We start from the raw sequence: 26,825 nt of genomic DNA, 5'->3' as shown, positions 1-26,825 counted from the left end.
CTAAAATCACCTGTAGTACACGCAACTCCTAATCTGTATGTTGATTACCCCATATCAAATTCATTACTTTTATAGGATAATATAAATATACATGCTTTATTTCCCATAAGGAGAACTAAATGATTACCAAGAACCTGCTCCAGTATTATTTAGAATGCTTAAAATATGAAAGCTATTATTCAACCCAACTCAAACCTTCCGATCTAAACCAGGCTCAAATAGATCCATTAAACATAGAGTTTGTCGTTGAACGGTATGAAAAACTAAGCCATGATTTAAAAGACGATCAAACAATTATGTTTGGCTACCCTCTATTGAGAGTAAATAAGAAAGGCGGCTTTATTTATCTCCCATTAATTCTGTGGAGTAATTCAACATTCCTATCAGATCATAATCTTTATAAAGCTGATCAATGCGGATTTCATCAGGAAGTGTATAAATCATTGGCTGATAAGCAGTCTCTAAACATCCTCACTAACCTAAAAGAACAATTCTCCTCAAATCCTACCTGTTTTTTGGATGACAATACTATGATTACACAACTGCTTGAGATTGCAGATCTCGAAGAAACAAGAATCGTAACAGCCTATACTGTATTCCAGGCAAAGAATTCTGACTTTAGTAATTACCATATCTCACAAGAGATTCAGGGGATCTTGAACGATAAGTTTGAACCGAGTCCCGTTTTAAAGAGTTATCTAAACCATAGCTATGCTGTACCAAATATGTCTGACGATCAAATGCTAATTCATATTGTACCTGGTAATCTCCCTCAAAATACTGTTCTGCATGATATAAATCATACGATTAATATTGTTAAAGGACCTCCAGGCACCGGCAAAACACAGACTATTCTGAACTTAATCGCCAATCAGGTCAATCATCAAGAAACTTGTGTCATTGCAAGTACAAATAACCAGGCCGTAGATAATATTGTGGAGAAACTCGATGCTAACGGAATAAGCAAGTATTTCTTTGGCTACGTCCGTTTAGGAAATATTGCAAAAAACAAAGAAGCTGCAGTACCGCTTCAGTCTGCTTTAGACCGTATGATAGAGATAGTGAACAACAATCAATATAATGTGCTTTCTGCAGAGACTTACTCAGATTATAAAAATAAGAGCAAAGCCTTAATGGATGAAATAACTCGTGCTGAACAAATAGAGAACCAAATTATTGATATGACCAGCACAATTAATCAGCTTCAAGACCTAATTAATGTTCTAAATGACAGATTACGTCTGAATCACTTGATCCCTATGAAAAATGATTTAAAGTCCATTTCAATCGCCAATGAAAAAATAGAGTTTCGTTTACGTGAACTGTTAGATAAACCGCTGCAACTGTACGGCAATGATATATTCAGAAGGTTTCGTTCATACATAGCCGGAAGAATACATACCTATTTGAAATTCCGTATGAAAAAGCAGCTAAGGTCCATTGGTGCAATACAGCTCTGGGAGCATATTGACAGCAGCACCCCGGTTCAATCCCTGGCCTTCTGTGAGGAGATTATCAAAGTTATCAACCTTGAATTACGCTGCTCTCAACTTGTAGAAGAGCTGGCTTCGATAAAGAAACAACAACAGGATGCCTCAGTTGACCTGAAGAATTTATATAAGAAGAAAAATGAAATTGACCTGCACCTTTTGCAGTACCAGTGGCTTCACAGTGCCAGTCCTGTTCTCAAAGATATGAAAGAGCTCCAAAAAATCAAAGGGCTTATTCAAGAGCTGCGTGAGAAAGGAAATATTAGAAACAGCTCGTCTGCTTTTCCTTCTTTCCTTAAACTGTTCCCTGTACTCCTCGTTAGCAGTCTATCTGCACGCAACTGTATTCCAGCCGGAATGTCCTTAGATCTTGCTATCATAGATGAATCATCCCAGTGTTCGATTCCAAGTATTTTTTGCTTGCTCCAGTCTGCACGTAAGGCCTGTTTATTCGGGGATACCAATCAATTGAGTCATATTGTTTCGATTGAGGATACTTTTAGCAGAAACTTGTTTGAAACACATGCGCCAGGAATAGACCCTGAACCTTATTGTTATCTGAATAATTCTGCATTCGAAAGAGCTGAACAGGCGTGCCAACTAAGCGAAGGGGGTACACACCTCCTCAACTATCACTATCGTTGCATTCCATCCATTGCGTCCTTCAGCAATCAGCAATTTTACCATAACCGCTTACGGATGATGCGTCATGAACCAGAGAGACAACCCTATACAGCCGGAATATATTCTACTAATGTATACGGTTCTGTATCAGGAACGATCAATCATCATGAATTAAATGAAATCCATACAATTGTGAATAAACTTGAACAAAATGGCATTGATCAGATCGGTATCGTAACACCTTTCTCAGCTCAGAAAGAACATCTCATAAAAATGTTCAGCGGAAAACCTAATATAAAAATAGGAACTGTTCATACGTTTCAAGGCGGTGAATGTAAGGCTATTATTTTCAGCACAGTGATTTCACAAGGTTCAACATCTTTTCAGATTAACTTTGTACAGAACAGCTACCGGTTAATTAATGTAGCCCTTACCCGTGCACTTGATTATTTCATGCTTGTCGGAAATCTTGCACAAATTGATAACGGGCAAGGTTATTTAACGAAATTGAGCCGTTATATTTATACAATTGAAGCAAGCAATTTTCATCGCCCCTCAATTGAATTATCCATTGCATTTAACCAGATTATCCGGCAAGAAAACCGTATTAAGCTCATGCATGAAGGTGAGCGGATGATTTATAATAAACTGCTAATATTCCTTGGCGGTATGCCTTTGCTTGTCTTTCCTAAAGTCCCCATAAAAGATGTATTATCAATCAATCTACCATTAGACTATTCTTTAAAAAACTTCTACTTTTCGAGTCACATGGACTTTGTTATTTACGAAAGGGAATCTTTGCAGCCGCTCTGCTCTATTGAATACGACGGAAGTTATCATCGCCGGGATCCAAAAACAATTTTGAATGACAAAATGAAAGATGATTTATGTTCATACACTGAATTCAAGTTGATCCGCATCAAATCTAATGATGAAACCGAGGGATGGGAGGAACTAAAGGGGTATTTACAATCTATTGGCTGACATAATCGCCTTGTGTTTAATTTAATCTGAATTCCACAGTAGGTTAAAGTTGTATTACCGAAAATAAGAAAACCACATCGTCTATTCAATTTCGTTTAACATACTCACTCTAAAATAAAAAGGGCGTAAAAGCATACCACGTCCTTAACTTCACTCTTATTGCTTAACGTCCCACCCCGCAACTCATAAAAACATCACACAACCGGTTGCTTCAACACTATCTTCTCAGCCATGCTCAAAAACCGCTTCTCACCAACTCTTCTGTCCACCAAAGCCAGAATATTCAATACAATAGTACGTTCTTTTTATATAAGCCATACAACCATTCAGCTCCTCCATCATGAATATTCCTCATACTTACAACCCCTTTGCCTCACGGAGTTGGTCTAGCCGTTCTTTTACCGAGTCGTCAGGCTCGACTACTGATAAATTAGAGACTGCGTGAACCAGCTTCTCCCCCCAGGATGAAACGTCCCAGCCCTCCAATGCCTTGATCGCCATGTTCCGGTTGGAGGTCACTGGACTATTCAGGCCAGTGAGGATCAACTCTGCCCCTATCCCCTCGAACCGATCCAGGCTCTGCAAGATAGCTCCCAATTTCCTATGTGCTGCATATTCTTCGCCGAATCCCATCTCATTCCCTGGGCTAGTTGCGATTTGTTGCAAAGGAAGGTGTTCGATGGCGAATTGTACGAACCTATGAATTCGGTCTGGATCATTCGATTTCATGAGCTGATAGTAATAGAAATCCTGTAGCGGGTTAGCTGCAAGCTGATTGTAGAGAGTGTCCCAAATATCAATGCCAAGCTTTTCAGCACAAGCTACGCCATAGTAACGGTCCGGCGAATCACCGCTGTTAACAGTATCCATAACGATACTCATCCACTTGATGTTAGCCATAATCGATTGGCAAGCATCGCTGATATCGCTTCTTAACTGCTCGCTCCAGCCTGCAGACATCCGTACGGTCCAATTCTCCTCATCCTCAGCCAGGAAATCGTAAATGCTAAATATAGATGACAGATGCTTTGCAGTTCCCCCTATCTTCCCAGTGAGCCTCACGTAATCAAATAACACCTGTGGAGCATGCTCATAATCATCTATGTCCTCAGCAGGCCCGCCATTCAATAGCGCTTCAATGATATCGGCTGCCCCATCCAATAATGCACTATCTACCTGGTCAGCAGAAAGTGCCTCCCTCAAGCCACCATTTCTAGCACAAATACAGGCTAAATATTCGTTCATCACGTTGTTGTGGCATCCTTGCCGTAGCAGCCAATCTTTTATCTCCTGACTAGCAGGGTCAAGTCTCTCGACGATATGTATTTTCCCCCAGCCATGAACCTGTTGAACCAATTCAAAAAGAACTTGATTGCTGTCTTCCATTCCATTATGAATCGCAACCACGGCATAAAGCGTAAATTCCTCATGTCTCCCCAACGTTAGAAGCAAATCCTTAACTTGCTCGTTCTGAAAAAGGCCCAGTAAGGCAATCCCGAATTTAACGGCATTTCGGTGCGCTGCATTCTCCGCTAACCATTTCGCTTCATGTAATACGGAGTCCGGCTGTATCCCGGGCTGCTTGCGTACCTCATCCAGAACGCCATCCATCATTCCGCCTATATCTATCTTCACAAGCTTAGTATATAGGGCCTTTCTTGTTGAATTCTTAGGCTTTCTGGATTGCTTTGCCAGCAGGTGAACCAGCTCTCGTGCCTCATCCGTCATCTTAGCAGTTCCGGCATGATGTCCGAATGCTCCATCCATACCGCCCGCTACCCATCTGATTTTATCACCGGACCAGAATTCTTCGTCATCCGGCAGCGATCCGTCCACGGATTCCCCTTGCCCCTGAATATGGGAGTAAATGGAGGGTCTGCCCTCCCAAAGTGGCCGTTTAGCTCTATCGAAGAAAATAACCATCGTTCACAACACCTCTTCCTATAATTCCTTCAACAACAATCGGAGCAGCTCGATAATTTTCTAAGCGGCTGCATAATCGTATCAGCTTCTGTATCTATATTTGCTTATTTTGGGAGTAATGAACATGGCGAAAGTATTACAACTGGGTATATATTCTTCACATTTTATCCAATTCCCTCTAGCGCAGGACTGAGAAAGCTCTCCAGTTGTTGCTTCAATTTGCTTCAGGACATGTAATTCCACCTTCCATAACAAAACAGAGGACAGGCTTGTTGGCTCCGGGTTTGCCCCTTCTCCATTTATCCGATCCTCAATCGTTTCACGTCTTTATTCTAACTTGGCAGCCTAATCTCCACGTTCCTCCGCCCCGTCCTGCTCCTTGCTTCCAAATTTATCGAGCAACCCACAGAATTTATTCCATAGATTCAGATTAAAAGACGATCAGTAATCTGCACTTTGCAGAAACTGATCGTCTCTCTTGTCTTACAGTCCTTCTTCTCCGAATTCATACAAAAAAACCGAGAAAAAGCACTTCATTTATAAGTTCTATTTCTCGGTTATAGTTTATTCGTCCGTTACGTTAACTAGCTAGATTACCCTTCCATCGCTCTAATGGATTCATCCACCTTTACCATCATGGAACACTCAACTCTTTTGCGGAAGATGTCACAGCTGAAGTCATAGGTTCCGACCAGGGAACCAGTCGCGTGTAGCGCATTGGCAGGACAACCACCGCTGCAGTAGAGTTTAGCCCAGCAGTCCTTGCATTCCGGCTTCGAGTAGCAGTTGCTCTCTTGGAATTGACATTGCAGCTCAGGTTTTGTGATGCCATCCCAGAGGTTCCCCATGCTATACTCTTCATCCCCTACGAACTGGTGGCAAGGAAAAAGCTCTCCCCAAGGGGTGACGGCAAGATATTCGGTTCCTGACCCACAGCCAGTGATTCTCTTCTGGATGCAAGGTCCTTCCGAGAGGTCAAGCATGTAGTGATAAAAGGTAAACCCCTTACCTTGTTCACCGCGACCGATCATTTCCTTGGCGAGAATTTCGTACTGGTTGTATATCTCCGGCAGGTCCTCCTCGGTAAGTGCATAGGGTTCCTTTGGATCACAGATGACTGGTTCCATAGAGATCTTGTCAAAACCAAGGTCTGCGATATGAAATATATCGTTGGTGAAATCGACATTGTTACGAGTGTAAGTTCCTCGAACATAGTACTCTTGGTCCCCGCGCTTACGAACGAATTCCTTGAACTTCGGAACAATATGATCGTAGCTGCCTTTTCCGTTAACCGTTTGGCGAAGCCGGTCATGAACCTCTTTTCTTCCATCCAGGCTTAATACGACATTGTACATTTCCTGATTTAAAAACTCAGTGACCTCATCGTTCAGCAGCATTCCGTTCGTCGTAAAGGTGAACCGGAACTTTTTTTTGTATTCTTGTTCTTTGCTTCTTGCATAAGCTACGATCTGTTTAACCACTTTCCAAGCCAAGAGCGGTTCTCCACCAAAAAAGTCGATGTCCAGGTTACGATGATGACCCGAATTTTCAAGCAGATAATCGATAGCTTTTTGTCCAACCTCATAGCTCATGATTGCCCTATCTCCGTTGTATTTCCCCTGGCTAGCGAAGCAATAGTCGCATGACAAATTACAGGTATGCGCAACATTGAGGCAGAGTGCCTTGACATAAGTTTTTCGTTTTTTTAAATCGAGCGAGAGGTTCTCATACTCATCTTTTGTAAAAAGCTGTCCATCATTTTTAAGCGCCTCGATATCCGCGATGGTTTCTCGAATGTCGCTCTCGGAAATGCTGGAATCTTCTTTATATTTATCCAACAGCGTTGTCACGATTTTTTCGGCAGAAGCTTTCTCATAATCCGCTATAATTTCATATGCCAGGTCATCAACAACATGCACCGAGCCACTATAGGTATCGAGCACAATATTGTATCCGTTTAGTTTATATTGATGAATCATACTTACTAATCAAGCTCCTTTTGCACACAAGTAGAAACGGCTTTGCCATCCTGTAGCGGTAGCGTCCATTTCTTAAAAATAGCCGCCCATCAGCAGAGCAATGGGCGGTAAAATTCCGAATCCTATCTGTTCATTGCATTTTCACACTTCTGGTTTGCAACGCCGCAGGAAGTTTTACAAGCGGACTGGCAAGATGTCTGGCATGCGCCGCATCCGCCGTGTTTTGCGGTATCCATCAGTTTGCGGGTGCTTAGTGTTACGATTCTTTTCACGATAAATAACTCCTTCTGTAATTTCTTGTGTTCACTTTCACTTAATTTCCATGGAACATCGTAGCAACATCACACAAGTACGTCTATGATTCCCGTCACCTAGCTGAGCAGAGCAGAGAGAGCTCGAACATAAGCATCAACGCTAATTTTGCTGCAGTCTTCATACTTGTGATCGTAAGATGCGGTAGCGGGAACCAGAGTCAGCGCAATACTAAAAAAGTGAAACAAAAAAGAGACGGCAATGATGCCATCTCTTGAATAACGATTCTTCCTCATACTTGTCCGTAAAGTCCAATAAATATAAGGATCTCATAACACTGTATCCTTCCTTACCAGTAGAGCGACATTCTCCGATTCCATATGCACTATATGCGAACATCCCTCTCATTATCATGGCTATTGTTATGGTGAGAAGAAGTCGCGTAGAATTAGGGATTTTTGTAGAGAGTGTTTCTTGAATATTCAATGAAGTTATTTATTTTTATAATATACTACGCCTTAGTTCATAAAAATATTGCACACTTGGATGCTTTAACTTCATCTTCTCGCTCATGTTTAAAATTCGCTTTTTTCCAACTCGTCTGTCCACTAAGGCTAGAATATTCAATAAGATATCGTCACTTTCTAAGCTCTCCTCTATGGAAATAGATAAATACTTAGTAGCTATAACAATAAAATTCGATTTACTTAATGATGCCTGTGCTGACAAAAGCTCCTTTGCAACTTCTGATATTTTTCTGCTTCTTGCAATGACTATTAGCCGATCCTCCGGGATGATCCCCTTGCTATCTTTTCTAACCGCTTCAATGTCTTCATGGTTGATAGGAATTTGAAGATCTGAGTCATTCTTAATCTCCTGCTCCGTCTGATACCATCTAATTGAGCTAGTTCTATCATTCATATTAAGTACGTTCTTTTTATCTACCGAAATATAACAATCCCCTGATTTATCAGGTAAATAACGGTAACTGCTTGCGCGATATTCAACCCTGCCGTATAACGCAGGGCAGAGAAAACTCTCCAGTTGTTGCTTCAATTTGCTCCAGGACATGTATCCTCCTATGTTTTATGTTATAAATACCTGTTGAGGCAGTCGTTCTATTATACAATACATAATACAATCCCACTAAAACCTGAATAATATCTTGATACTGTACATAGAAACAAGCCGATTAGGTATAGACCCCGTGGTCTGGTACCTAATCGGCTTGTTATGTTACGCCTCAAACGTTTTTACTTCGGTTATAAGTCTTACTCGGACAGATAATTCGATAATCGGTACAGGAAGTTTCAGCGCGGGTCGTATTGCTGCTTGGATGATTATTTCTCCATTATTTATCGTGACCTTTACCTGGGTTTTCTTTTGAGTATTCAAAGGTCACTTTTACAGGCTCGCTCATATAGCCAGTCGATAGATATGCCTCATTGGTTCCCTTTAAATTACCCGTAAGTTTGAATGTGAATTGGAAGCTTCCCGCGACTGTACTCTTCGTCTCATCTTCGAGATGAACCTTGCCTTTCGAATCAAGCACCTTCAACTTCACATTTGTAAGGACGCCATTCATCAGCAATCCATCAATCGTTACTTTTTTCGCTTCCTCGTCAACCTTTACTTGTATGCCCTCAATGCCTTTCACGTCTACAGCGCCCGAGAGGTTATAGACACCAAACTCGTAGATGGAATATCCGTAATCGGTTGCTCTTTTTATGCCTTGTAACTTCATGTATCTTGCCTTGACCGGGTTGAACTGAATCGTTTCTTTGCCATCATGCGCGGTAATAATTCCGTCATTTGGCATGACATTGATCCAGTTCTGCTTATCGTTCGACACAAAAAGTTTGTATTTATCTGCACGAGCATATTCCCAATCGATTCGAACTGTATCCATTTCCTTCACTTCACCGAGATCGACCAGGAACCAAGTATTGTCCACGTATTCGCTCGCCCATCTTGAAGCAGGGAATCCATCGACGGCTTTAGCCGGTGCATAATTCGCATTATTGCCTTCGGTCGACGAAGCTTCTACCGTTTTATTCTGCGCCAAATTGCCTATGAGGTAATAGATGCTTTCCTTCAGCGTATTGTACGCCTCATCTTTTATCGTACCCGCCTTCTTGAATTCATCCAGCTTTGCGTTAAAGCCTTTGAGATACTTGGTGACTTGCGCTGCATCGTTCCCTTCATAGCGCTTCATCATTTCCAAATAGTTGTTCAAAGAACGCACCGTTGCAGAATTCGTAAATTGCTTCGCTTTTTCGAAGCGGTCGACTAACGCTTTCATACCAGATGCATTTGTCGTTGCTTCGATAACATATGACTTAGTCACCATATGCCCCGCCGTAACGGTAATGTTAAGCTCATGCTTGCCAAGCTTGCCTGCAAGCGAAATAACGGTACCCGCTGTATAAGGCTTGCCGTCATACGTCGCCGTCACTTTCGTCAGACCATCATCCGTTCTAAGTTTCCATGTAAAGGATACGGATTCTGAATCGGGCAGCTTCATCCCGCTCTGGAACGGCTTGCCGTTCATCTGCACGTCTACCTCGGAAGGCGGAGCCTCGTTGACCTGATACGTTCCTTTAACAAATTGATACAGCCAGTCGTAAAGAACGCGTGTCGCTGGATCTTTACTTACCGCGGTGTTATAGACTGCATTGTTGCCTTGGTAATACGATTTGAAGCCATCCTTCATAAGCCCTGTCTTCGCACCGCTGTTCAAGTAATCGATATACCGCTCGCGGAACACGCCGTCCGTCAGCATCCGATCATCGAACTCGAGTTCATTGGACATGCCATACTGCTTCGCCAGATTCGCAGAATCCTCCAAGCGTTCGATATCCGTCGGCTCGAAGAAGTAATTCGGTTGGATCGTCACCGCATCGAAGCCGACATCCTTCCACATGAACGCTTTATAAGCGAAGAAGTGCGGAATCCAGAAGAACTTCAGGTCCTTGCCGCTAATTTCCATGTCATGCAGGGTGCTGCTCACGGAACGGATCAGATCCGGTCCGGATTGGCTTGTGCTGATTTGCTCTTCGAACCAGTACATACCTACAAGCTCGAGGTTAGCGTAACCTTTTGCTTCCCATCTCGATTTGACTTGCTGCAGCCACCATTGAACTGCTTTTTCACGGTTCGCAAGGGCTTTCTCTTTGCCAACGGAATCATTGAAGTTCAGCGATTCTCCACCTTGTTCAACAGCTCCGAAATTAGTGATCGATTCACCTGGATCCGGAATCATGAGGACAACCTTTTCCTTCACGCCAGACTCGTTCAGCGCATCGGATACTTCCTTAGCCGCTGCGTTTAACGCATCCATATCGCCGCCTACCGCAAAGGTCTTATCCAGATACCATTTCCAATCTTCCAGATAAGCCCGCCCGCCGAAATCACGACCTGGATTTGGAGAGTTAATGCCAAGATACAGGACGCCGTCGAAGAGTCGATCCTTAATCTTGCCGTCCTTATCGACATAACTAATGTTCGGAATGATCCGTTCTTTCGTCCAGATGCCTAAGTCATTCGCATATTGCCCGTTATACAAAAGTCCAAGATGCTCGATACCCGCTGTCGCTTCGCCTGCCGCCAAGAATTTCGGCGTATGCATTGGAACAGTTATGGCTCCGGCAACTTTGCCGTCTTCACCGAGGATTTCAATCTCATCCACGAAGGTCATTGCACGCGTATGCATTGTGAATGTCACTTTCACGTACCGAGCATACGCGATTTTCGCATCTGGGCCGACCGCTTTAATGCCGTCCTTGCTGCCGTCCCACACATAGGTCTCCGTGTATTTGCCGTCATTCCACAGCTTCTGCGTGGCATTGTCTTTGAGCAGTCCCCAGTTCACTTTGTCATCGGAGACGTACATCGATACCGTGAGTGGCACGAGTACATTGTTCGTTGGCCAATCTTCGAGGAAATTGGCTTTAATACCCGTGAGTGATTTCTTCGCCCCCAAATCAAACACAACTTCGCGTGTCTTACCCAAATGATGTCCAACCCATGCTACGTCGGATCTATTGCTTGCCCCATATATACCATCCGTAAGTGTGTTGCCTTCATCCGGATAGGAAGCTTCCGGCTCTTGCGACCACTCATAAGATAAGCCCGCTGCAAGATTGTGATATACCGCCCCATACACTGACGCAATAACACCCTCCGTACCTGCTCCGGGTAGGTCTGATGGATTCGTCACCTCGACCGGATCGGCTTCGCCCGGCGGGTTCGCTGGTGTCTGTTCCTCTGTCTGTGTAGGCGGCAGCGCCTCTTCCGCTTGCGCGATCGGCATCATCGTTACGATCATGATCGCAACCATGACGAGAGCTACCCATTTTCTACTCCTCTTCATATCGTACGAACTCCCTTCTGATTCTTGAGTCAAGAAACATCAATCTCCTAAATGGTATGCGCTTCCATTTCAGCTTACCTCGATGCTCTTTCCTCCCTTCCGAGATTCCGACACGTCACAGAAGCTTATAACATATGTCAATGTCCTTATAGTAACATTATGAAAAGTGGCCTTTCTTTCAAATAGATAATTAATGACATCGGGTATACACTTGTTGACATGAAGGCCTTCACGTCGCATTTTTATAGGTATAAAGATAGCGCTTACCTCCTTAGGTCCTACCTATTTTCTAGCAATGTCCTCTAAGCAATCCGCCAAATAAAAAAACGCAACCCCCTCGAGGTTGCGTCGTGTTTATATATGGTGGCGCCTAATTGCTGCGGCGTTCTACTAACTTGATGCCCTATCCATAACCGAACGGATGCTTTTTGTACTCTAAGGGGCTTGAACCGACTCTATTTTTGAACACACGACTAAAATAGTACTGGCTCTTATACCCTACCTTCACGGCCAGATCCCCGATTTTGATATTCGGCATTACGTCATCCAGAATCTCCTTCGCCTTCGATATCCGAAGCTCGGTGACATAGTCAAGGAATGAAGCACCGATTTCTTGCTTCATACGCTTGCTAAGATAGGTTTGGTTGATATGAAATAGCGCTGCTACTCGAGTAATAGACAGCTCCGGATCCTGATAATGACTGTCAATATACTCGGTCACTTTTTGGATAAGCACTGTTCCATCCCCTGTATACCCGGGAAGCCCCAGCTCCTTATCCACCCTGCTTTCATGTGAATGCAAAGGATATTTTGCCTGAAGATGCTCATCAATCCGATGAAGCAGCTTGTTCAGATCACTCTTCGGCACAGGTTTCAATACATAATCGAATGCTTGCAGTTGCACGGCTTGACGCGCATATTCAAAGTTATCGTAGCCGCTGATGATGACAACCAGAACCGACGGACAGCGTTCGCGCAATATATTTATCAGATCGAGCCCATTCATATTCGGCATGTTGATGTCCACAAGACATACATGTGGTGGGGCTTCCTCCACCATATTCAATGCTTCGTTTGCACTTTTCGCTTCTCCTGCAACTTCAAAAAGATACGGACTCTCCTCAATGTATTGTCGCAAGCCTTTGCGAATGATCGTTTCATCATCGACGATGACAATCTTCCACATCTTCATTCCGCTCCCCTTCCAAAGGTATTCGAATGACCATAACGGTAATGCCATCTTCGCTCTTCACTGCAAGGCCATATGGCACCCCGTAAGCTAGTCGAATGCGATGGTTTACACTGTATAGCCCAAAACCTGTGGCAGAACGATCATATTTATCATCAAGAAGGGCTTGATTCATCTGTTCAAGCTTCTCTTCAGGAATCATAACCCCATTATTTTCAACCTTAATGACCAAATAATCGACCTGTTTATATGCTGTAATCGAAATTTTGCACTTTTGATCCCCAAGTGGCTTAATCCCGTGATAAATCGCATTTTCCACCAAAGGCTGCAGCATGAAGCGAACGACTTGGCACTGAGCAAGCTTTTCATCATATCGAAGCTCGTAGTCCAGAATCTCCTCATATCGCACACCTTGAATATGAAGATAACTCTCGACATGGTACAACTCCTGATCAAGCAGATTGTAGGGACTGCCTGTGCCAAGCCCTAATCGGAAATACGCGCTAAGCGCTTCCACCATCTCCACCACATTGTCTGCTCCATGTTCCGTTGCCATCCACTGGATCGTATCCAATGTGTTGTATAAAAAGTGCGGCTTGATCTGCTCATGAATCAGTCTGAGTTCCATCTCCTTTCGGTCCTGCTCCACAGCGTATAATTGAACAAGCATGTCATTGAAGCTTCGTCCAAGATCGCCGATCTCATCCGAGCGCGTAACATCTGCTCGTATGGTTTGGTTGCCGTTCTGCACATTTTCCATTACCTGACGAAGCAACTGAATTGGACGAATAATGGAAGAAGCAAGCAGCATCAGAAAGACGATAAACGCACTACCGATAAGAACGCCTACCAGCAATGCAGTCCGCTGGGTTTTGATCACCGCTAGCGATAGACTTGAATTCGGTACTTCGAGTACTAGCTTCCAGCCTTCCACATTTTGAATTGGAGCCTCAAATACACTCATGTTCTTCTTATCTGCTGCATCCTCCGTTCCATCTCCTTCAACCAGATCTCTGCAATCGATGATAAGCTGGCCTGACTGGTCATATAGCATTACATCTTGAGCAATCTCCTTCATCTTCTTGACGGAGACGGCTGCGGCAATATAAGCCACCTCATCATTCACCGATGGATTCACGCGATAGAGAATGACGACGATTTCAACTGCATTCGCTTTGGATACGATCGGATTGCTCACCACATAATTGGAATCTGAATTCAGCAGTTTTCGATAGTAGGGTCGGTTTAGTATCGAAAAAGGCTTGTCCCTTGCTGACCAGGAATTTCCGTGAATATCCACCACGCGTATGGATTCGTACTCTACTTGCTTCTTCGCCTCGAACTTATCGATCTCTTGCAGCAATTCATCTCGTGTCCACTGATGGTCCGAAGCTAGAGAAGCAAGCATGTCTATCTCTCCAATGCGCTGATTAAACCAATAATCGATCTGGTCGCTGCGTGCATTAACCACTTGCTGCGTTAAGTTCTTATTCAAAGGGACAACCGTATGGTTCATCTCCAAATATATTGTTACAAGCAATGCAACGAACAGCAGCAAGAAGCAGCCTCCTGCGATTAACGTAATTTTTAAGTGAATTGATCTCATTGTAATCATAGCCCTTCACAATATCCGTTTCTTACATGCCCGAAAAAGACAAAAAAACGCTAATCTGTGCAAATACATAATGCTGTACTAAATCTATAATAGGTCTTGTGCATATTTTCACATGAAATAACATTCATGTCTAGGCTAGAGATAAAGGATTTGCCTAGCAAATCTTCCTCTCCCTAATGTATGTAACCAATTCACAACAGAATGAAGGAGATATTATGCGAACTCACACGAAAAAGCTGTTATCTATTCTACTAGTTCTCAGTCTTATGTTCACGCTTGCTGCCTGCGGCGGTAAAGATGCAGCACCCGCTGCAGATGCAAACGGAGTTCAAGTCTTTGAAGGAGTTGGGCAAGGTAAACATGGCGATATTAAAGTACAAGTTTCCTTATTAGATAACAAGATCACTGACATTAAAGTAACAGAGCATAAGGAAAATGAAGTACTTGCAGAACCTGTTTATACGCAGCTCAAGCAAGATGTCATGGCAACTAACAGCGCAAAAGTTGATGCCGTTAGCGGATCTACGGTTACAAGCAAAGGATATCTCGAAGCCATTCAAGATGCAATTACGAAGTCTGGACTTACCCTTGTCGCTGGCGCTGCAGTCAGTGGAAGCAAAGACAAAGAAGAAGCCGAGCAAACCTATGATGTTGTCGTCATCGGTGCCGGGGGTGCTGGCTTTAGTGCGGCTATCGAAGCGAAGAGCGCTGGAGCTAATGTAGTTCTGCTCGAGAAAATGCCAGCTGTTGGCGGCAACACATTGATCTCCGGTGGTGAGATGAATGCGCCGGACAACTGGGTTGAACGTGCTCTTGGCATCACAGATGACACGGCTGAATTATTCTATAATGATACGATGAAAGGCGGAGACAACCTCGGGGATCCAAAGATGGTTCGTATTCTTGCCGACAATGCTCTAACATCTGCCGAATGGCTGCGCGATGATATCAAGGTAGAGTTCTTACCTGATCATCTGTTCCAATTTGGAGGCCATTCCAGAAAACGTGCGTTGATTCCTGTAGGTCATACAGGGGTTGAATTGATTACTAAGTTAAAAGCCAAAACAGACGCTGATCAAATCACGATCAAAACGAATATGAAAGCCGAAACCTTGCTGAAGGACGAAAGTGGCAAAGTAACCGGTGTAACTGCGACTTCGGGTACTGGCGACAAGATCACATTCCATGCGAACAAAGGCGTCATCATAGCTACCGGTGGTTTTGGATCCAATGTAGAGATGCGTAAAAAGTATAACCCTAAAATGGATGAAAAATATATGTCTACCGATTCACCAGGATCTACAGGTGACGGTATCGTTATGGCAGAAACGATTGGCGCCAAACTGACAAACATGGAGAGTATTCAAACGTATCCAATCTGTAATCCTGAGACAGGTGTTATTTCCCTGGTTGCAGACTCCCGCTTCGATGGTGCGATCCTGATTAACCAAGAAGGCAAGCGCTTCGTTGAGGAATTAGAACGTCGTGACGTTATTTCTAAAGCAATTCTTGCCCAAACGGGCGGATATACGTATCAATTATGGAATCAAGGCATTGAGGATATTGGTAAAACGATCGAAGTTCATCAGGACGAATACGATCAACTCGTTAAACAAGGCTTGCTCTTTAAAGCCGATACGATTGAAGAGGCGGCTGATTTCTTCAAAATTGACGTGAACACTTTGAAAGAAACGATTAATAAAGTAAATGATTATGCGAAAACAGGTAAAGACCTTGATTTCAAACATCGCGGTGGATTGAAATCTCTTGAAAAAGGCCCTTACTACATCGAAAAAGCTGTACCATCCGTTCACCATACAATGGGCGGCTTGGTGATCGACGAGAAGACTCGCGTATTGAATGAAAAAGGCGAAGTCATCCCTGGGCTGTTCGCTGCAGGTGAAGTAACAGGGGTCATTCATGGTGCAAACCGTCTTGGCGGTAATGCCATCGCTGATATCTTCACCTTCGGCCGGATTGCAGGTAAACAAGTTGTAGCAGAGTAATCTTATGTTTGTTTGTGTAAGTGCTCTATTAATAAGTTAGCCTTAAAAACGTGCAAGATAGTTTGTTGAGTGCAGGTTGACTGCTAACTTTCAAGCTGCACTCTATGACATAGCGAACCGCCCTGTAAGCAACATTGCGAACAGGGCGGTTTTTTTTGGTGGAGCCTAGGGGCTACGCTCGTCTAACTCCCTGCTCTTTTAACGTTCTCCGTAGTGGAATTAAAATTGCCCAATTATTTAGTGTCTACTTGACAAGGGTTTCTTCAAATTTCCTAGACACTGGAAAACTCAAGTAAGTAAAGGGGGTTGAATCACTGTTACATGTACACTTCCTAAAAAGTCGTCTCACGCCCCCTCCCCTTCAAAATCACCTCAAAGCCTTGCTACTCCTGGCTTTAACGCCATCCCTCCTTCATCCCTGATTCATCCTGAGTAATTAAAGTCGTCTTACGAATAAGAGAAAAATCGGGGGCAAATCGGAGGGAATAGCAGGGATCAGGGGAAAATAAATCGGAGGAAAATTGGAGAAAGACATTCAGGAAAAGATTTATAGAACAAGGGATTCAGTAATTTTTAGATCATCCCTCGTCCCTAAATTCCCCTCCCCTGACCTCCCCTACTCCAAAAGAACAGCCGAGGAAACAGGAGTGGATACCTGAGTTTCGCTCGGCTGGTGAGACGACTATTTAGGCTTTGTGATGACTTTAATTATGTTACACATTGGGGTTTTTAGTTTCACAGTAAACACCTAATAGCGATTCTTCTTTCGAATCATGATGCAGTTAAGCGAAATGTATCTAATCACAGAAAAAGGTTTGATTACACAATATCGATTATTTATATAAAATAAAGCCACTCCAATTATGCGAAGTGGCTCAATTGATTCACTTTATAAGTTTTTATTAATCCCAATCTAATTCCTTAACCATTTTTATAAATTTTGCGCCTTTAACTGGTTCAACCATATAAATATATCTCGCTAATCCGATTAAATACCCCTTATAATTAGCAATAGTGATGAGCCCGTGATATTTAAGATGCCCATTTACCCCGAATTTACGACAATAATAAATTTCTTTATTAAGCTTTCGAATATATTTTTGTGGAATCCTTACACCTTCCGCAGTAACGACTAGACCGGTTACAATCTTTGGGTGTTTATCCCTCATTAATCTAGTTTTCGCATCATTGACCACAAAATTATAATTGCTTAGAATAGAGGTCACTATTTCTTTTAAATTTTTATAAAGTACAAGATAACCATTTTTTTGAATACCTGAAAAAGTAATATCATCCGCATATCTTGAATATCGAATATAATACCCACTAGCTATTCGTTGAAATTCTTCGTCAATACCTCGAAAATAAAGGTTGGATAACATTGGGCTCGTGGGGAAACCTTGTGCTAACTTCCCATGAACAGTCGTTAATAAACTAAGAGTTTCACTAACTTCGTTTGAATAACCAATTTCCGTATAGATTTTCTTAACATCTTTATACTTAATGGATGGAAAAAAATCTTTTATATCCATTGAAAACACCCAAAATGGTTTTGAATACTTGTGAGTTTCAGCGTTCGTTAGAATAGACCTGTTTTTCACAAAGCCGTGGGCGTATTCCGAAACCTCTAGTTTATTTAAAATATTCTTTAAAATCCATTTTTGAATAATCTTTAGTTTATAATTTGGCTTACAAACATCCCTTAAATCTCCGTTTGATTTTTTAATATAATAATGATTCGTGTTTTCGGTTATGAAACCCATTATATCTTGATCTTGTAACTCAAATAACTCCATTAACTGATCGGTATCGAAAATGATAGGACATCCCTTGGAGTATAATTTCTCAGCATAATGAATGAGATCAATTTTCTCTTCCTCTGGTAAATCGCTTATTTTAATATTATGTAAAATCCGATTAATCATATTCTATATGTTTAGTGACTACCTCACCTTTAAATTAAGAATATTATTACATTTTAGTTCTTAATTTAAAGGTGGTGATGATTCTGCGGTTTTTGCAGAATTATCATTAAGGTTTGAAATAAGAAATAAAATACATACTTACTTCAATTAGCACTTGCTAAAAGTCTAGTCACCACTAAACATTATACCTCCTTTAGGACTTTTTAGGAACATAATTTTCCAACGGACTCTCATCGACAAAATATTTTAATCCTTTCATTTGCTCAAAAGAAATTTTAATAAGATTTGAATGCTCTAATTTGCTCTCACCATCAAAAGTGATTATCAGTTTACCTTTTTCAAAATCAACCCATTTTGAAACAATAAGATAATCAATTACATGAAAAACTTGCTCAGTAGTAATATTTAAATACTCTTTAATAGTATTTATAATCTGAGCCATGTCATAGTCTCTTATAATTAATAATACAATGTCTCTTTTCAAAGAAGAAAACTTCACTGCGTACCTCACATCCTCACTCACGTAAATATTGATATGCATCTTTCAGATCTTTGCTGCTCACTTCTCTTTCAATCTTATTTCTTTTGGTCCTGAGAAAAAGTGCCTTCCATGTTGAACTTTCCTCTGAAAGCAAAGTTAAGTTGTTATTTGGTGCGTTTACAAAAGAAGCAATTGCATGATTCTTACAATACGGACTTGGTTTTAATCGATTTTTTTTGTTTATTTGTTCTATTAATGCTTTTACTTTATCTAAGTTATCTCTAGAAAATATCACATCTTCTGCTAATACATCCTTTGTTTTCTTGTAGAAACGAATAACAATCTCAAGTCCTAATTCATTCGCTTTATGTTCTATAGCTTCTAATCCTGACTCGCTTGCCTCAATCACCCATAAAAAAAAGTTCACACTAATTTTACTTCCATTAATAATTTCATGTATTTCCTTTAGAAATTTGTTTACAGAGTCACCTGTCCCAATGAAATCATCAATGATAAGCAAATTTTTAATGGAATAATAATTTCGATGAAAATCTTCAATCGATTTGTCTAAACGTTCTTTTCTTCTAGCTTTATTTACTTGTAACTCACTAATTTTTTTTTTTATTGAAGAATGCGTCTTTCGATCTGAAATATAGGTTTCTAAATTCATTTTTAAAATGTAAATTGAATCGTCAATTTTGCATACTTCCTCATCAAATTCTTTAATAACCTTATTGTTAAATTCTTTACTCCCTCTGTACTTGATAAGATAGTCTATTGCACCATTTACATAAGTTTTATTAGCATCTATGTTGTTAGCTAATCTAAAGCTCGAAAACATATCTACAGAAGATTCAATTCTATCTTTCCTTCTCAAAGGGAAAAACAATGATTGTTCAAAATTATCTATTTCACTATTGTTTTTATTAAAGATATCTTTATAGGCCAATGCTGTTAATCTCTCGGAATAATAAATAAAATTACTACAGATTTCTAGTATGGATTCAAAGTCAGCCTTCCCGATCATAGCCTCCCACATATTTAATATTTCTAGTTTTTTATCTCTTTGTGCTGGGTCTAAATCCCATTCACTTACAAGTTGGATGCTGTCTTTTCTTTGTTTTAACATACTGTTATTCCTAGTAACACACTATCACTACCTCTTTATTCATTTTCAAGTCCTCGATTGCAATAACTTTTCCGTCTTTGGAAACCACAATAATATCTGTTCATCCACGCTAATAATCAAAATTTGTAGCACATTTCACTTCGCCCCATGATGTAACACTCGATCCAAGTTGGCTAACAATGCTTAAAACCAATATTTTTATCATCTTGAAGCATAGATATATCCTCTGGTCCATATAAATTCATGTTGTATTATGTCTCAGGATTCTTAGGATTACTTTATTTTACCATATTATTTAGTGCCAATTAAATACAAAATTCGCCCTACTTATGATAAGGCTCCCCTTAATTAATCTTCATTATCCTCCCTGTTAGTAATACCAGCCCCTCCTTGGACAGGTGTAACGAAGGAATGCGAGGTCAATTACCCTGTCACTAAGTTCCTAACACTAATAGCCCGCTGGATGGGAAAGACACTGCCATCCAGCGGGCTTATTCTTATACTTAGGGACGGGGGGCAAAGAATAAAATAGGACAAGCTATTCGTACTTTTCTACATTGGATCTCAATTCAATACTTTTATTATCTATACATCCACTTTTACAACCATGCACGTTTCCAAACGAAACTAAACAGCCTGAGTCCATATGAATACCGAACTCAGGCTGCTTAAATATTACTTTTTGTTTGCTGTCTACTTTACAGGGTTCACTTCAAGTTTCCCGATGTCATCTTTTCATTCAGGCTGAAATTGGTTGGATTTTCACATCAAGTTTACAGCAAACCTGTTGACAGCCATCTGTGCCATCAACATTTTAAATCTGTACCACATTGAAAAATCCAATTAAGTTAAGGGTTTTATTTCACTATTCCACTCTTCACCAACAAAGCCACCGACTCCACATGCACCGTATGAGGGAACATATCCACCGGAGTTACCTCCACTGTCTTATACCCGCCATCTTCGAGCACCCGCAAGTCCCTTGCCAGTGTCGACGGATTACATGATACATACACAACACGCTCCGGCTTCATCGCAAGAATCGTCTCCAAAAGTCGCGGATCGCAGCCCTTACGTGGTGGATCGACCACGATAACATCTGCCGTAATCCCCTGCTCTTTCCAGTTAGGAATGACATCTTCAGATGCGCCTACCTCAAACACCACATTCTTCATCTCGTTCAACTTCGCATTCGCCCGGGCATCCTCAATAGCTTCCGGTACAATCTCCACACCGTATACCTTAGCCGCATGCTGCGCTAAAAAGAGAGAGATCGTACCGATGCCGCAATAGGCATCGATAACCGTTTCATTGCCAGTCAGTCCGGCGTATTCTACGGTTTTGCCGTACAGCACCTCAGTCTGTGCCGGGTTCACTTGATAGAACGAACGCGCTGAGATTGCGAACTGTACATCGCCGATGTAGTCATAGATGACGTCTCTGCCCCATAGGACGCGGGTTTCGTCACCGAAGATGACATTCGTGCGCTGAGTGTTGACGTTCTGGCAGATGCTGACTACATCTGTCAGCTGTTCGCGGATGCTCCCGAGCCAGGCGTCCAGGTGCGGGATGTCGCGGCCGTTGGTTACGAGGACGAGCATCATTTCACCAGTACGGAAGGCTTTTTTGACGACGACATGGCGCAGCAGGCCGCGGCTGGTTTCTTCATTATAAGCAGAGATGCCGAGTTCTCTGCCGATGCCTTTCACCTTGCGTACAACGTCATCGTTATCTTCATGCTGAATCAAGCATGTTTCCATATCGATGATCCGGTGGCTTCCTCTCGCGTAAAAGCCGCCCACAAGGCCGCCTTCTGTTACGCCAATCGGCACCTGAGCCTTGTTGCGATATCGCCAAGGCTCGTCCATGCCCAGTGTTGGGCGGACGAGAATGCCCGCTGCCTGATCCGTTCCAGCGTCTCCGCCACCACCACTCACCCGGAGCTTCCCAATCCGCTCCAGGTTGTCCACCACCAGCTGCCGTTTCCACGCCAGCTGAGCCGCATAGTCCATATGCTGCAGCTGACAGCCGCCGCATTGGTCATAGATCTCGCAAGGCGCCGCGATGCGGGCGCTGCTCGCCTCTACTAAATTCAGCAGCTTGGCGTAGCCATACTGCTTCTTGGTCTTGAGCACCTTTGCCCGGACCTTCTCTCCGGGAAGGGCTCCCTGCACAAAAAGGGTAAAGCCTTCTACGCGGCCTACCCCTTCACCTTCATGGGTCATGCCGATAATATCGAGCATAACCTCATCATTTTTATTCACAGGCAGTCCGGCGACAGGCGCCTTGCCGACTGGGCGGCTGGTGCTGCGTCCACTGCGGTGTTTACTCATTATTTATTGTTCACTTCTTTCATTATCAGCGCTGTATAAACCCACATTATCTTCAATCATTATCATAACTATATCCCGCTATAATCTTCAATCGTTCTTAGCTTAGTTATTCTCAGCAAAAATCCGCAAATGCTGTGGCAAAATCCGGAATCGCCCTGGCAATTCTCCACCCAGTTCGCCATCCAAGTTCAATTGGACATGTCCTGGAGAGATTACATCCATCGCGTCCGTACGGAAATAAATAACCTTCTTATCATTCAAATGTTCGCCACGAAGAGCCAATCTGACTAAACGGACAAACTCTGCCAGGTTGCATTTTTTAACCGCTATAACATCTAATAGACCGTCATCGATCCGAGCGCCGGGAGCAAGCTTTTCGAAGCCGCCAACAGAATTCGTATTTGCAATCAGGAACAACATAAACTCATCATGAATAACTTCCTGCCCATTGGCACGAATGATTAGTTCCTGAGGAGATAGGCTGACCATTTTTTCAATACCTTTTAAATAGTACGCAAGCTGCCCAATCATGGTCTTCAGCTTACTAGGAACTTCATATGTCAGTTCGGTTAGACTACCGCCGCCTGCTATATTAATAAAATAACGGTCATTTGCCTTACCGATATCAATCGGACGTGTCTCTTGGCGAATGATCAGATCACAGGAATCTTCCCAGTTCTTCGGGATCCCCATTGCACGTGCAAAATCATTAGTAGTACCAAGCGGCAAAACGCCGAGCGGGGGAAGATTAGGCTTCTCCGCCATACCATTTATAACCTCATTTAAAGTGCCATCGCCACCGGCTGCTATGATCAAATCATAACCGCGTTCTACTGCATCTGCAGCAGCTAGCATAGCATCGCCTTCTCCGGTTGTTGCATGGCAGGTAGCTTCAATGCCACCAATATCCAGCCGGTCCAAAATATCGGCGAGCCGCTTCTTCATTTCTTCCCGTCCAGAAGTGGGATTATAAATCAATCTCGCAGTTTTCATTACCGGAACGCCACCTGTTTTTATAATAGAATAACCTAATTGATTATACCTAATTCGGACCACTACAATCAATGTTAAAGGCCCTTTCATGCAAATATTCCATTATACAGCAATTAATGACACTAAGTTTAGAGAAAAACAACTATTTATATGTGTATGCAACAAATCCCGTATTATCCACAGATGTGGGCACTTTTTTTATGATTAAGTGTGCTCAAGGGTAGGTGCTTTATCGTTTCATTCGAATCTGTTCGAGGAGTGTCTCTACCTGTCTCTCAATCCAATGCGGAAGAAGGGGATGGGGCAGAAGCGTTTGACCAGAATACTTATAGGTTAACCCTTTAAGTCTGTTAGGAACCACATGCTTAGTAAAATAGCCTTCACTCAAAAAAAGCGGCGCCACCAGAACCTCGTGACCCTGCTCTTGCCAATACTCTACCTTGCTTCTTATACTATCCGGACTCAGCAGACCATAGTCGGCCGCCGCTACGCCACTTACCTCACGTACACGTCCCGCCAGCGAAGATATACCTTTCTGCCAGCGCTGCTGGAAGCCATCATATACACTGCCATGGCCCACAAGCAAAATCGTCTCTCGCTTCGGTTCCGTAGACAGCTCACGTAGCTTGTCCCAGATCATTACAGCGATGTCTGGATCATCGTCGATAGGATAACCGTAGTGAACTTTATCCTTCACTGAGAACAGCGCTAAATCCGTCTCACGTTCAGGCTCAGGTTTGGCGCCAAGTGCATATTCTATCTCATCGACATGTGTGCTTCCTGAGGAAACGAACAATGGGATCACAATAATATCTGTGATCCCTGCGTGTTCCAGCTCATTTATTCCATCTTGAATCAGACGGCCCTCTACCAGCTCTAAAAAAGAGACCACAACAGGAATCTCTTCACCTAGCGATAATCCGCTTACGGCCTCCTCTACGATTGACACCCAAGCCTTATCGCGAGAGCCATGACTGATAATAAGTACGCCCGGTACCATAAATTAGCGTCCCAAACGTTCCAGCGTTAATTTATATCCGTCATTGCCATAGTTCAGGCAACGTTTTACACGGGAAATCGTAGCTGTACTTGCACCCGTCTCTGCTTCGATCTGGTTGTAGGTGGAGCCTTTGCCGAGCATACGCGCTACTTCCAGTCGCTGCGACAGCGATTGAATCTCGTTCACAGTGCACAAATCATCAAAGAACACGTAACATTCTTCCATATTTTTTAACGTTAAAATAGCTTCAAATAATTGGTCGATACTTTTATCATTCAACTTCTTAAGTTGCATCAGCTTTTCATCCCCTAAAAGTTCTATCAGCATTAGTTTCTCTAATTAAGCTCCGTACAAAACTAGCTCCGGAAACATAAACCTCATGCGACTATCCTGCCTTTACTATATTGCACTGGAGCGCATTTTTCAAGCATTAACGATTTCACGCTGTAAAGAGTGAAATCGATGGACAAACGTCCACCCGTGGCGCACACTCAATATGTATCAAACTACGTTTGTTTCTTCCTACATAAGAAATAGCACCTACACTATAGTACTACATAAGCGCCGAAAATCAAGCTTGTACACGCTTTTTTCACTTCTTAAAGACGATTATAGGCATTCGCCCTTTTCCGCTCCTATCACGGGTAACCCGGGCATTCGTCTATACCGTATGTTCGCCCATGACATACAGTATAGCAAACCACTAACAAAGGAATGTGATATTATGCCTGATCATTACTATAATCATTCCCGCCGAAACCAGCGTTCACTGACCGATACTTATAATGCATCTGCTTACCCTGGGCTCAGTCCATATGCGCCTTCATCCCCTCCAGGAGAGAGCGGAATCCTTCCCGCTTTAGGAGCAGAAGCTGCCACTGAAACAGCTCTAGCGCTTCCTGCTGCTGAAGCTACAACAAAGGCAAGCGGCGGGCTTGCCGGATTGCTTAGCGGCTTAGGCGGATTAGGCGGCGGGGGCGGAATCGGTGGGAATATGGAGCAAATCAAAGGTATCATCGACCGAATGGGCGGTATCGACGGGATCGTAAACTCCATGGGTAAAGTGCAGAAGGTGATGTCCGGCTTCCAGCAGATGGCTCCGATGGTTAAGCTCTTCATGGGTAGCTTCGGCAAAGGAAAAGGAGCAGCAGGCGCACTGGCCGCCGAAGAGGATGCCGCACTGTACAGCCCGAGTCGACGCAAAAAAAGACGCTCCACCTCTGGGCGTCGTAAATCTACTACAACCACACGCCGGCGCTCTACTCCCTCTACCGGAAAACGTCGCCGCAAATAGCGGTGACGTTTTATTTTTACTTAAACCATCCACTACGCCGGAACCATCTGAACATGCTAACACCCACCACTAGCATAAACAGCAGAACGCCAAAATACCCATACTTCCATTCGAGTTCAGGCATCACTACAAAGTTCATCCCATAAATTCCGGCGATCAGCGTCAGCGGCATGAATACGGTGGTGATCACTGTTAGTGTTTTCATGATCGAATTCATCCGGTTGGAGTTAAGAGAAATGTAGCTATCACGTAGATCCGCAGTCATTTCTCGATCTGCCTCAATCATATCCGACAGTTTTAACAAATGGTCATAGATATCGCCAAAATAAATCCGTTCCTCACCGTTGCTTTGGACATGCTGCGAATTCACGATCCGGTACATCAAATCGCGCATCGGCACAATTGTCCGCCGCATCTTGAGCAGCCTTCCGCGCACATTAAACACTTGGCTCATCAAATCCTCCACCGACTCACTGCCGCCATTGCTCTCTAGATCTGCAAGCTCGTCCTCTAAACTGTAGAGGCATGGAAAATACTTATCTACCAGCTTGTCCATTACAGTATATGCAGCCGCCATCGGACCACCCGACCAGCCTTTACGACTATGTATTTCACGCTTCACCTGCTCCCAAGCTTCATTCATCTCTGTTTTTTCCTGATGATGATAGGACACGAGGTAATTCGCACTCAAAAAAAGGTCAATCTCTTCAGCATCCAGCGTCTCTTCATTCAGCGCATGCAGCACAAAAAACTGTACTTCCTCATAATGATCCAGCTTCGGCCGCTGTAGCACATGCATACAGTCCTCAATCGCCAAAGGGTGAAAATGAAAATAGTGATCCAGCAGCAGCGTCTCCTCTGCCGAAGGTGTAGCAAAGTCTGCCCATATCCATGCATAATCCTCCCGCCGGATATCCTGCAAAGGTATGTCTGTCAGCACCTCACCTGTATGCGTCACCGCAAGTGTACGTATCATAAATAAATGTTCCTCCGCTTCATCTTCTTCCACGCATCTATTGTACCGCAAGAAGTGGAGTCTTCCAAAAATAACAAAAAAGAATCTCAGCCGAGAAGTCATAGCTCTGAGGTTTCATTATTCTATAGCGTCCCATTCCGGAAAGGATGGAATACTCTTTAGTAAGTTTCGTTCATCCTCTTCTCCCTCTGATCATTCGGCTCATTGTGTATATAACGATGCTCCTCAGATGGCGGGGATAGAATGGATAGAGTAAATAG

Annotated in this window: 19 protein-coding genes and 1 pseudogene; 4 read left to right on the top strand and 16 right to left on the bottom strand. The window is 42.9% G+C overall.

The features are described from left to right. The first annotated feature begins 119 nt into the window (after positions 1–119). Positions 120–3,098: an AAA domain-containing protein gene (locus ACFWMP_RS29200; RefSeq protein WP_379425790.1), complete on the top strand. Its 2,979-nt coding sequence runs from the start codon at positions 120–122 to the stop codon at positions 3,096–3,098. A gap of 194 nt (positions 3,099–3,292) precedes the next feature. Here the strand turns inward: ACFWMP_RS29200 and ACFWMP_RS31515 are convergent. From ACFWMP_RS31515 to ACFWMP_RS29165, 8 genes and pseudogenes are all read right to left on the bottom strand, one after another. Continuing rightward, a pseudogene (locus tag ACFWMP_RS31515) lies at positions 3,293–3,391 on the bottom strand (SF0329 family protein); the annotation flags it as partial. 64 nt (positions 3,392–3,455) lie between these two features. Further along, complete coding sequence (locus ACFWMP_RS29195; protein ID WP_379425788.1) at positions 3,456–5,021, bottom strand: limonene hydroxylase; 1,566 nt, start codon at positions 5,019–5,021, stop codon at positions 3,456–3,458. Positions 5,022–5,614: 593 nt separating this feature from the next. After that, the gene (scfB, locus tag ACFWMP_RS29190; RefSeq protein WP_379425786.1) at positions 5,615–7,000 is read right to left on the bottom strand and encodes a thioether cross-link-forming SCIFF peptide maturase; all 1,386 of its coding nucleotides are present in this window, start codon (positions 6,998–7,000) and stop codon (positions 5,615–5,617) included. Between the two features lie 122 nt (positions 7,001–7,122). Continuing rightward, positions 7,123–7,272: a six-cysteine ranthipeptide SCIFF gene (gene scfA / locus ACFWMP_RS29185; protein WP_076098734.1), complete on the bottom strand. Its 150-nt coding sequence runs from the start codon at positions 7,270–7,272 to the stop codon at positions 7,123–7,125. Positions 7,273–7,753: 481 nt separating this feature from the next. Further along, complete coding sequence (locus tag ACFWMP_RS29180; RefSeq protein WP_379425783.1) at positions 7,754–8,323, bottom strand: SF0329 family protein; 570 nt, start codon at positions 8,321–8,323, stop codon at positions 7,754–7,756. 280 nt (positions 8,324–8,603) lie between these two features. Continuing rightward, positions 8,604–11,624, bottom strand: a complete 3,021-nt coding sequence (locus ACFWMP_RS29175; protein WP_379425781.1) for a DUF4855 domain-containing protein — start codon at positions 11,622–11,624, stop codon at positions 8,604–8,606. A gap of 403 nt (positions 11,625–12,027) precedes the next feature. Beyond that, the gene (locus ACFWMP_RS29170; RefSeq protein WP_379425779.1) at positions 12,028–12,816 is read right to left on the bottom strand and encodes a response regulator transcription factor; all 789 of its coding nucleotides are present in this window, start codon (positions 12,814–12,816) and stop codon (positions 12,028–12,030) included. Further along, positions 12,785–14,371 (bottom strand): sensor histidine kinase, encoded by a 1,587-nt coding sequence (locus ACFWMP_RS29165; RefSeq protein ID WP_379425777.1) that lies wholly within the window; start codon positions 14,369–14,371, stop codon positions 12,785–12,787. The genes ACFWMP_RS29170 and ACFWMP_RS29165 overlap by 32 nt, the downstream gene beginning before the upstream one ends. Before the next feature lie 233 nt (positions 14,372–14,604). Here ACFWMP_RS29165 and ACFWMP_RS29160 point away from each other — a divergent pair, with 233 nt between their 5' ends. After that, positions 14,605–16,434 (top strand): flavocytochrome c, encoded by a 1,830-nt coding sequence (locus tag ACFWMP_RS29160; RefSeq protein ID WP_379425774.1) that lies wholly within the window; start codon positions 14,605–14,607, stop codon positions 16,432–16,434. Between the two features lie 902 nt (positions 16,435–17,336). On the opposite strand, the gene ACFWMP_RS29155 is transcribed toward ACFWMP_RS29160, so the two are convergent. From ACFWMP_RS29155 to ACFWMP_RS29145, 3 genes are all read right to left on the bottom strand, one after another. After that, a complete protein-coding gene (locus ACFWMP_RS29155; protein WP_379425772.1) occupies positions 17,337–18,359 on the bottom strand; it encodes a reverse transcriptase family protein in 1,023 nt (340 codons plus the stop codon). Positions 18,360–18,552: 193 nt separating this feature from the next. After that, the gene (locus ACFWMP_RS29150; RefSeq protein ID WP_379425770.1) at positions 18,553–18,801 is read right to left on the bottom strand and encodes a hypothetical protein; all 249 of its coding nucleotides are present in this window, start codon (positions 18,799–18,801) and stop codon (positions 18,553–18,555) included. Positions 18,802–18,874: 73 nt separating this feature from the next. Further along, entirely contained in the window at positions 18,875–19,969 is a 1,095-nt protein-coding gene (locus tag ACFWMP_RS29145) for a phosphoribosyltransferase-like protein (RefSeq protein ID WP_379425768.1), read from the bottom strand. Between the two features lie 528 nt (positions 19,970–20,497). On the opposite strand from ACFWMP_RS29145, the gene ACFWMP_RS29140 reads away from it, so the two are divergent. After that, positions 20,498–20,641 (top strand): IS3 family transposase, encoded by a 144-nt coding sequence (locus ACFWMP_RS29140; protein WP_379425938.1) that lies wholly within the window; start codon positions 20,498–20,500, stop codon positions 20,639–20,641. A 185-nt stretch (positions 20,642–20,826) separates the two neighbouring features. Here ACFWMP_RS29140 and rlmD read toward each other — a convergent pair whose 3' ends face one another. The 4 genes from rlmD to ACFWMP_RS29120 all read right to left on the bottom strand — a co-directional run bounded on the left by rlmD (position 20,827) and on the right by ACFWMP_RS29120 (position 24,589). After that, a complete protein-coding gene (gene rlmD / locus ACFWMP_RS29135) occupies positions 20,827–22,302 on the bottom strand; it encodes a 23S rRNA (uracil(1939)-C(5))-methyltransferase RlmD (protein WP_379425767.1) in 1,476 nt (491 codons plus the stop codon). Between the two features lie 102 nt (positions 22,303–22,404). After that, a complete protein-coding gene (locus tag ACFWMP_RS29130) occupies positions 22,405–23,295 on the bottom strand; it encodes a diacylglycerol kinase (RefSeq protein WP_042184783.1) in 891 nt (296 codons plus the stop codon). Positions 23,296–23,524: 229 nt separating this feature from the next. Next, positions 23,525–24,295: a sirohydrochlorin chelatase gene (locus ACFWMP_RS29125; RefSeq protein ID WP_379425764.1), complete on the bottom strand. Its 771-nt coding sequence runs from the start codon at positions 24,293–24,295 to the stop codon at positions 23,525–23,527. Positions 24,296–24,298: 3 nt separating this feature from the next. After that, the gene (locus tag ACFWMP_RS29120; protein ID WP_019913624.1) at positions 24,299–24,589 is read right to left on the bottom strand and encodes a YerC/YecD family TrpR-related protein; all 291 of its coding nucleotides are present in this window, start codon (positions 24,587–24,589) and stop codon (positions 24,299–24,301) included. Between the two features lie 430 nt (positions 24,590–25,019). Between ACFWMP_RS29120 and ACFWMP_RS29115 the strand changes: the two genes are divergently transcribed. Next, the gene (locus ACFWMP_RS29115; RefSeq protein ID WP_149647572.1) at positions 25,020–25,589 is read left to right on the top strand and encodes a tyrosine protein kinase; all 570 of its coding nucleotides are present in this window, start codon (positions 25,020–25,022) and stop codon (positions 25,587–25,589) included. Positions 25,590–25,605: 16 nt separating this feature from the next. Here the strand turns inward: ACFWMP_RS29115 and corA are convergent, their stop codons facing one another. Next, positions 25,606–26,565 carry a magnesium/cobalt transporter CorA gene (gene corA, locus ACFWMP_RS29110; protein WP_379425762.1) on the bottom strand — a complete coding sequence of 320 codons (960 nt, stop codon included), beginning with the start codon at positions 26,563–26,565 and terminating at the stop codon, positions 25,606–25,608. Positions 26,566–26,825 lie beyond the last annotated feature (260 nt).

This window comes from Paenibacillus sp. NPDC058367 (assembly GCF_042723305.1).
Taxonomy (GTDB): Bacteria; Bacillota; Bacilli; order Paenibacillales; family Paenibacillaceae; genus Paenibacillus_AQ.
Note: the sequence above shows the minus strand (reverse complement) of the source record. Positions and strands in the feature narration are given on the sequence as shown.

Coding starts and splice junctions, on each gene's coding strand:
- ACFWMP_RS29200 (WP_379425790.1), top strand. CDS start 120: ATGATTACCAAGAACCTGCTCCAGTATTATTTAGAATGCTTAAAATAT.
- ACFWMP_RS29195 (WP_379425788.1), bottom strand. CDS start 5,021: ATGGTTATTTTCTTCGATAGAGCTAAACGGCCACTTTGGGAGGGCAGA.
- scfB (WP_379425786.1), bottom strand. CDS start 7,000: ATGATTCATCAATATAAACTAAACGGATACAATATTGTGCTCGATACC.
- ACFWMP_RS29180 (WP_379425783.1), bottom strand. CDS start 8,323: ATGTCCTGGAGCAAATTGAAGCAACAACTGGAGAGTTTTCTCTGCCCT.
- ACFWMP_RS29175 (WP_379425781.1), bottom strand. CDS start 11,624: ATGAAGAGGAGTAGAAAATGGGTAGCTCTCGTCATGGTTGCGATCATG.
- ACFWMP_RS29170 (WP_379425779.1), bottom strand. CDS start 12,816: ATGAAGATGTGGAAGATTGTCATCGTCGATGATGAAACGATCATTCGC.
- ACFWMP_RS29160 (WP_379425774.1), top strand. CDS start 14,605: ATGTATGTAACCAATTCACAACAGAATGAAGGAGATATTATGCGAACT.
- ACFWMP_RS29155 (WP_379425772.1), bottom strand. CDS start 18,359: ATGATTAATCGGATTTTACATAATATTAAAATAAGCGATTTACCAGAG.
- ACFWMP_RS29150 (WP_379425770.1), bottom strand. CDS start 18,801: ATGGCTCAGATTATAAATACTATTAAAGAGTATTTAAATATTACTACT.
- ACFWMP_RS29145 (WP_379425768.1), bottom strand. CDS start 19,969: ATGTTAAAACAAAGAAAAGACAGCATCCAACTTGTAAGTGAATGGGAT.
- rlmD (WP_379425767.1), bottom strand. CDS start 22,302: ATGAGTAAACACCGCAGTGGACGCAGCACCAGCCGCCCAGTCGGCAAG.
- ACFWMP_RS29130 (WP_042184783.1), bottom strand. CDS start 23,295: ATGAAAACTGCGAGATTGATTTATAATCCCACTTCTGGACGGGAAGAA.
- ACFWMP_RS29125 (WP_379425764.1), bottom strand. CDS start 24,295: ATGGTACCGGGCGTACTTATTATCAGTCATGGCTCTCGCGATAAGGCT.
- ACFWMP_RS29120 (WP_019913624.1), bottom strand. CDS start 24,589: ATGCAACTTAAGAAGTTGAATGATAAAAGTATCGACCAATTATTTGAA.
- ACFWMP_RS29115 (WP_149647572.1), top strand. CDS start 25,020: ATGCCTGATCATTACTATAATCATTCCCGCCGAAACCAGCGTTCACTG.
- corA (WP_379425762.1), bottom strand. CDS start 26,565: ATGATACGTACACTTGCGGTGACGCATACAGGTGAGGTGCTGACAGAC.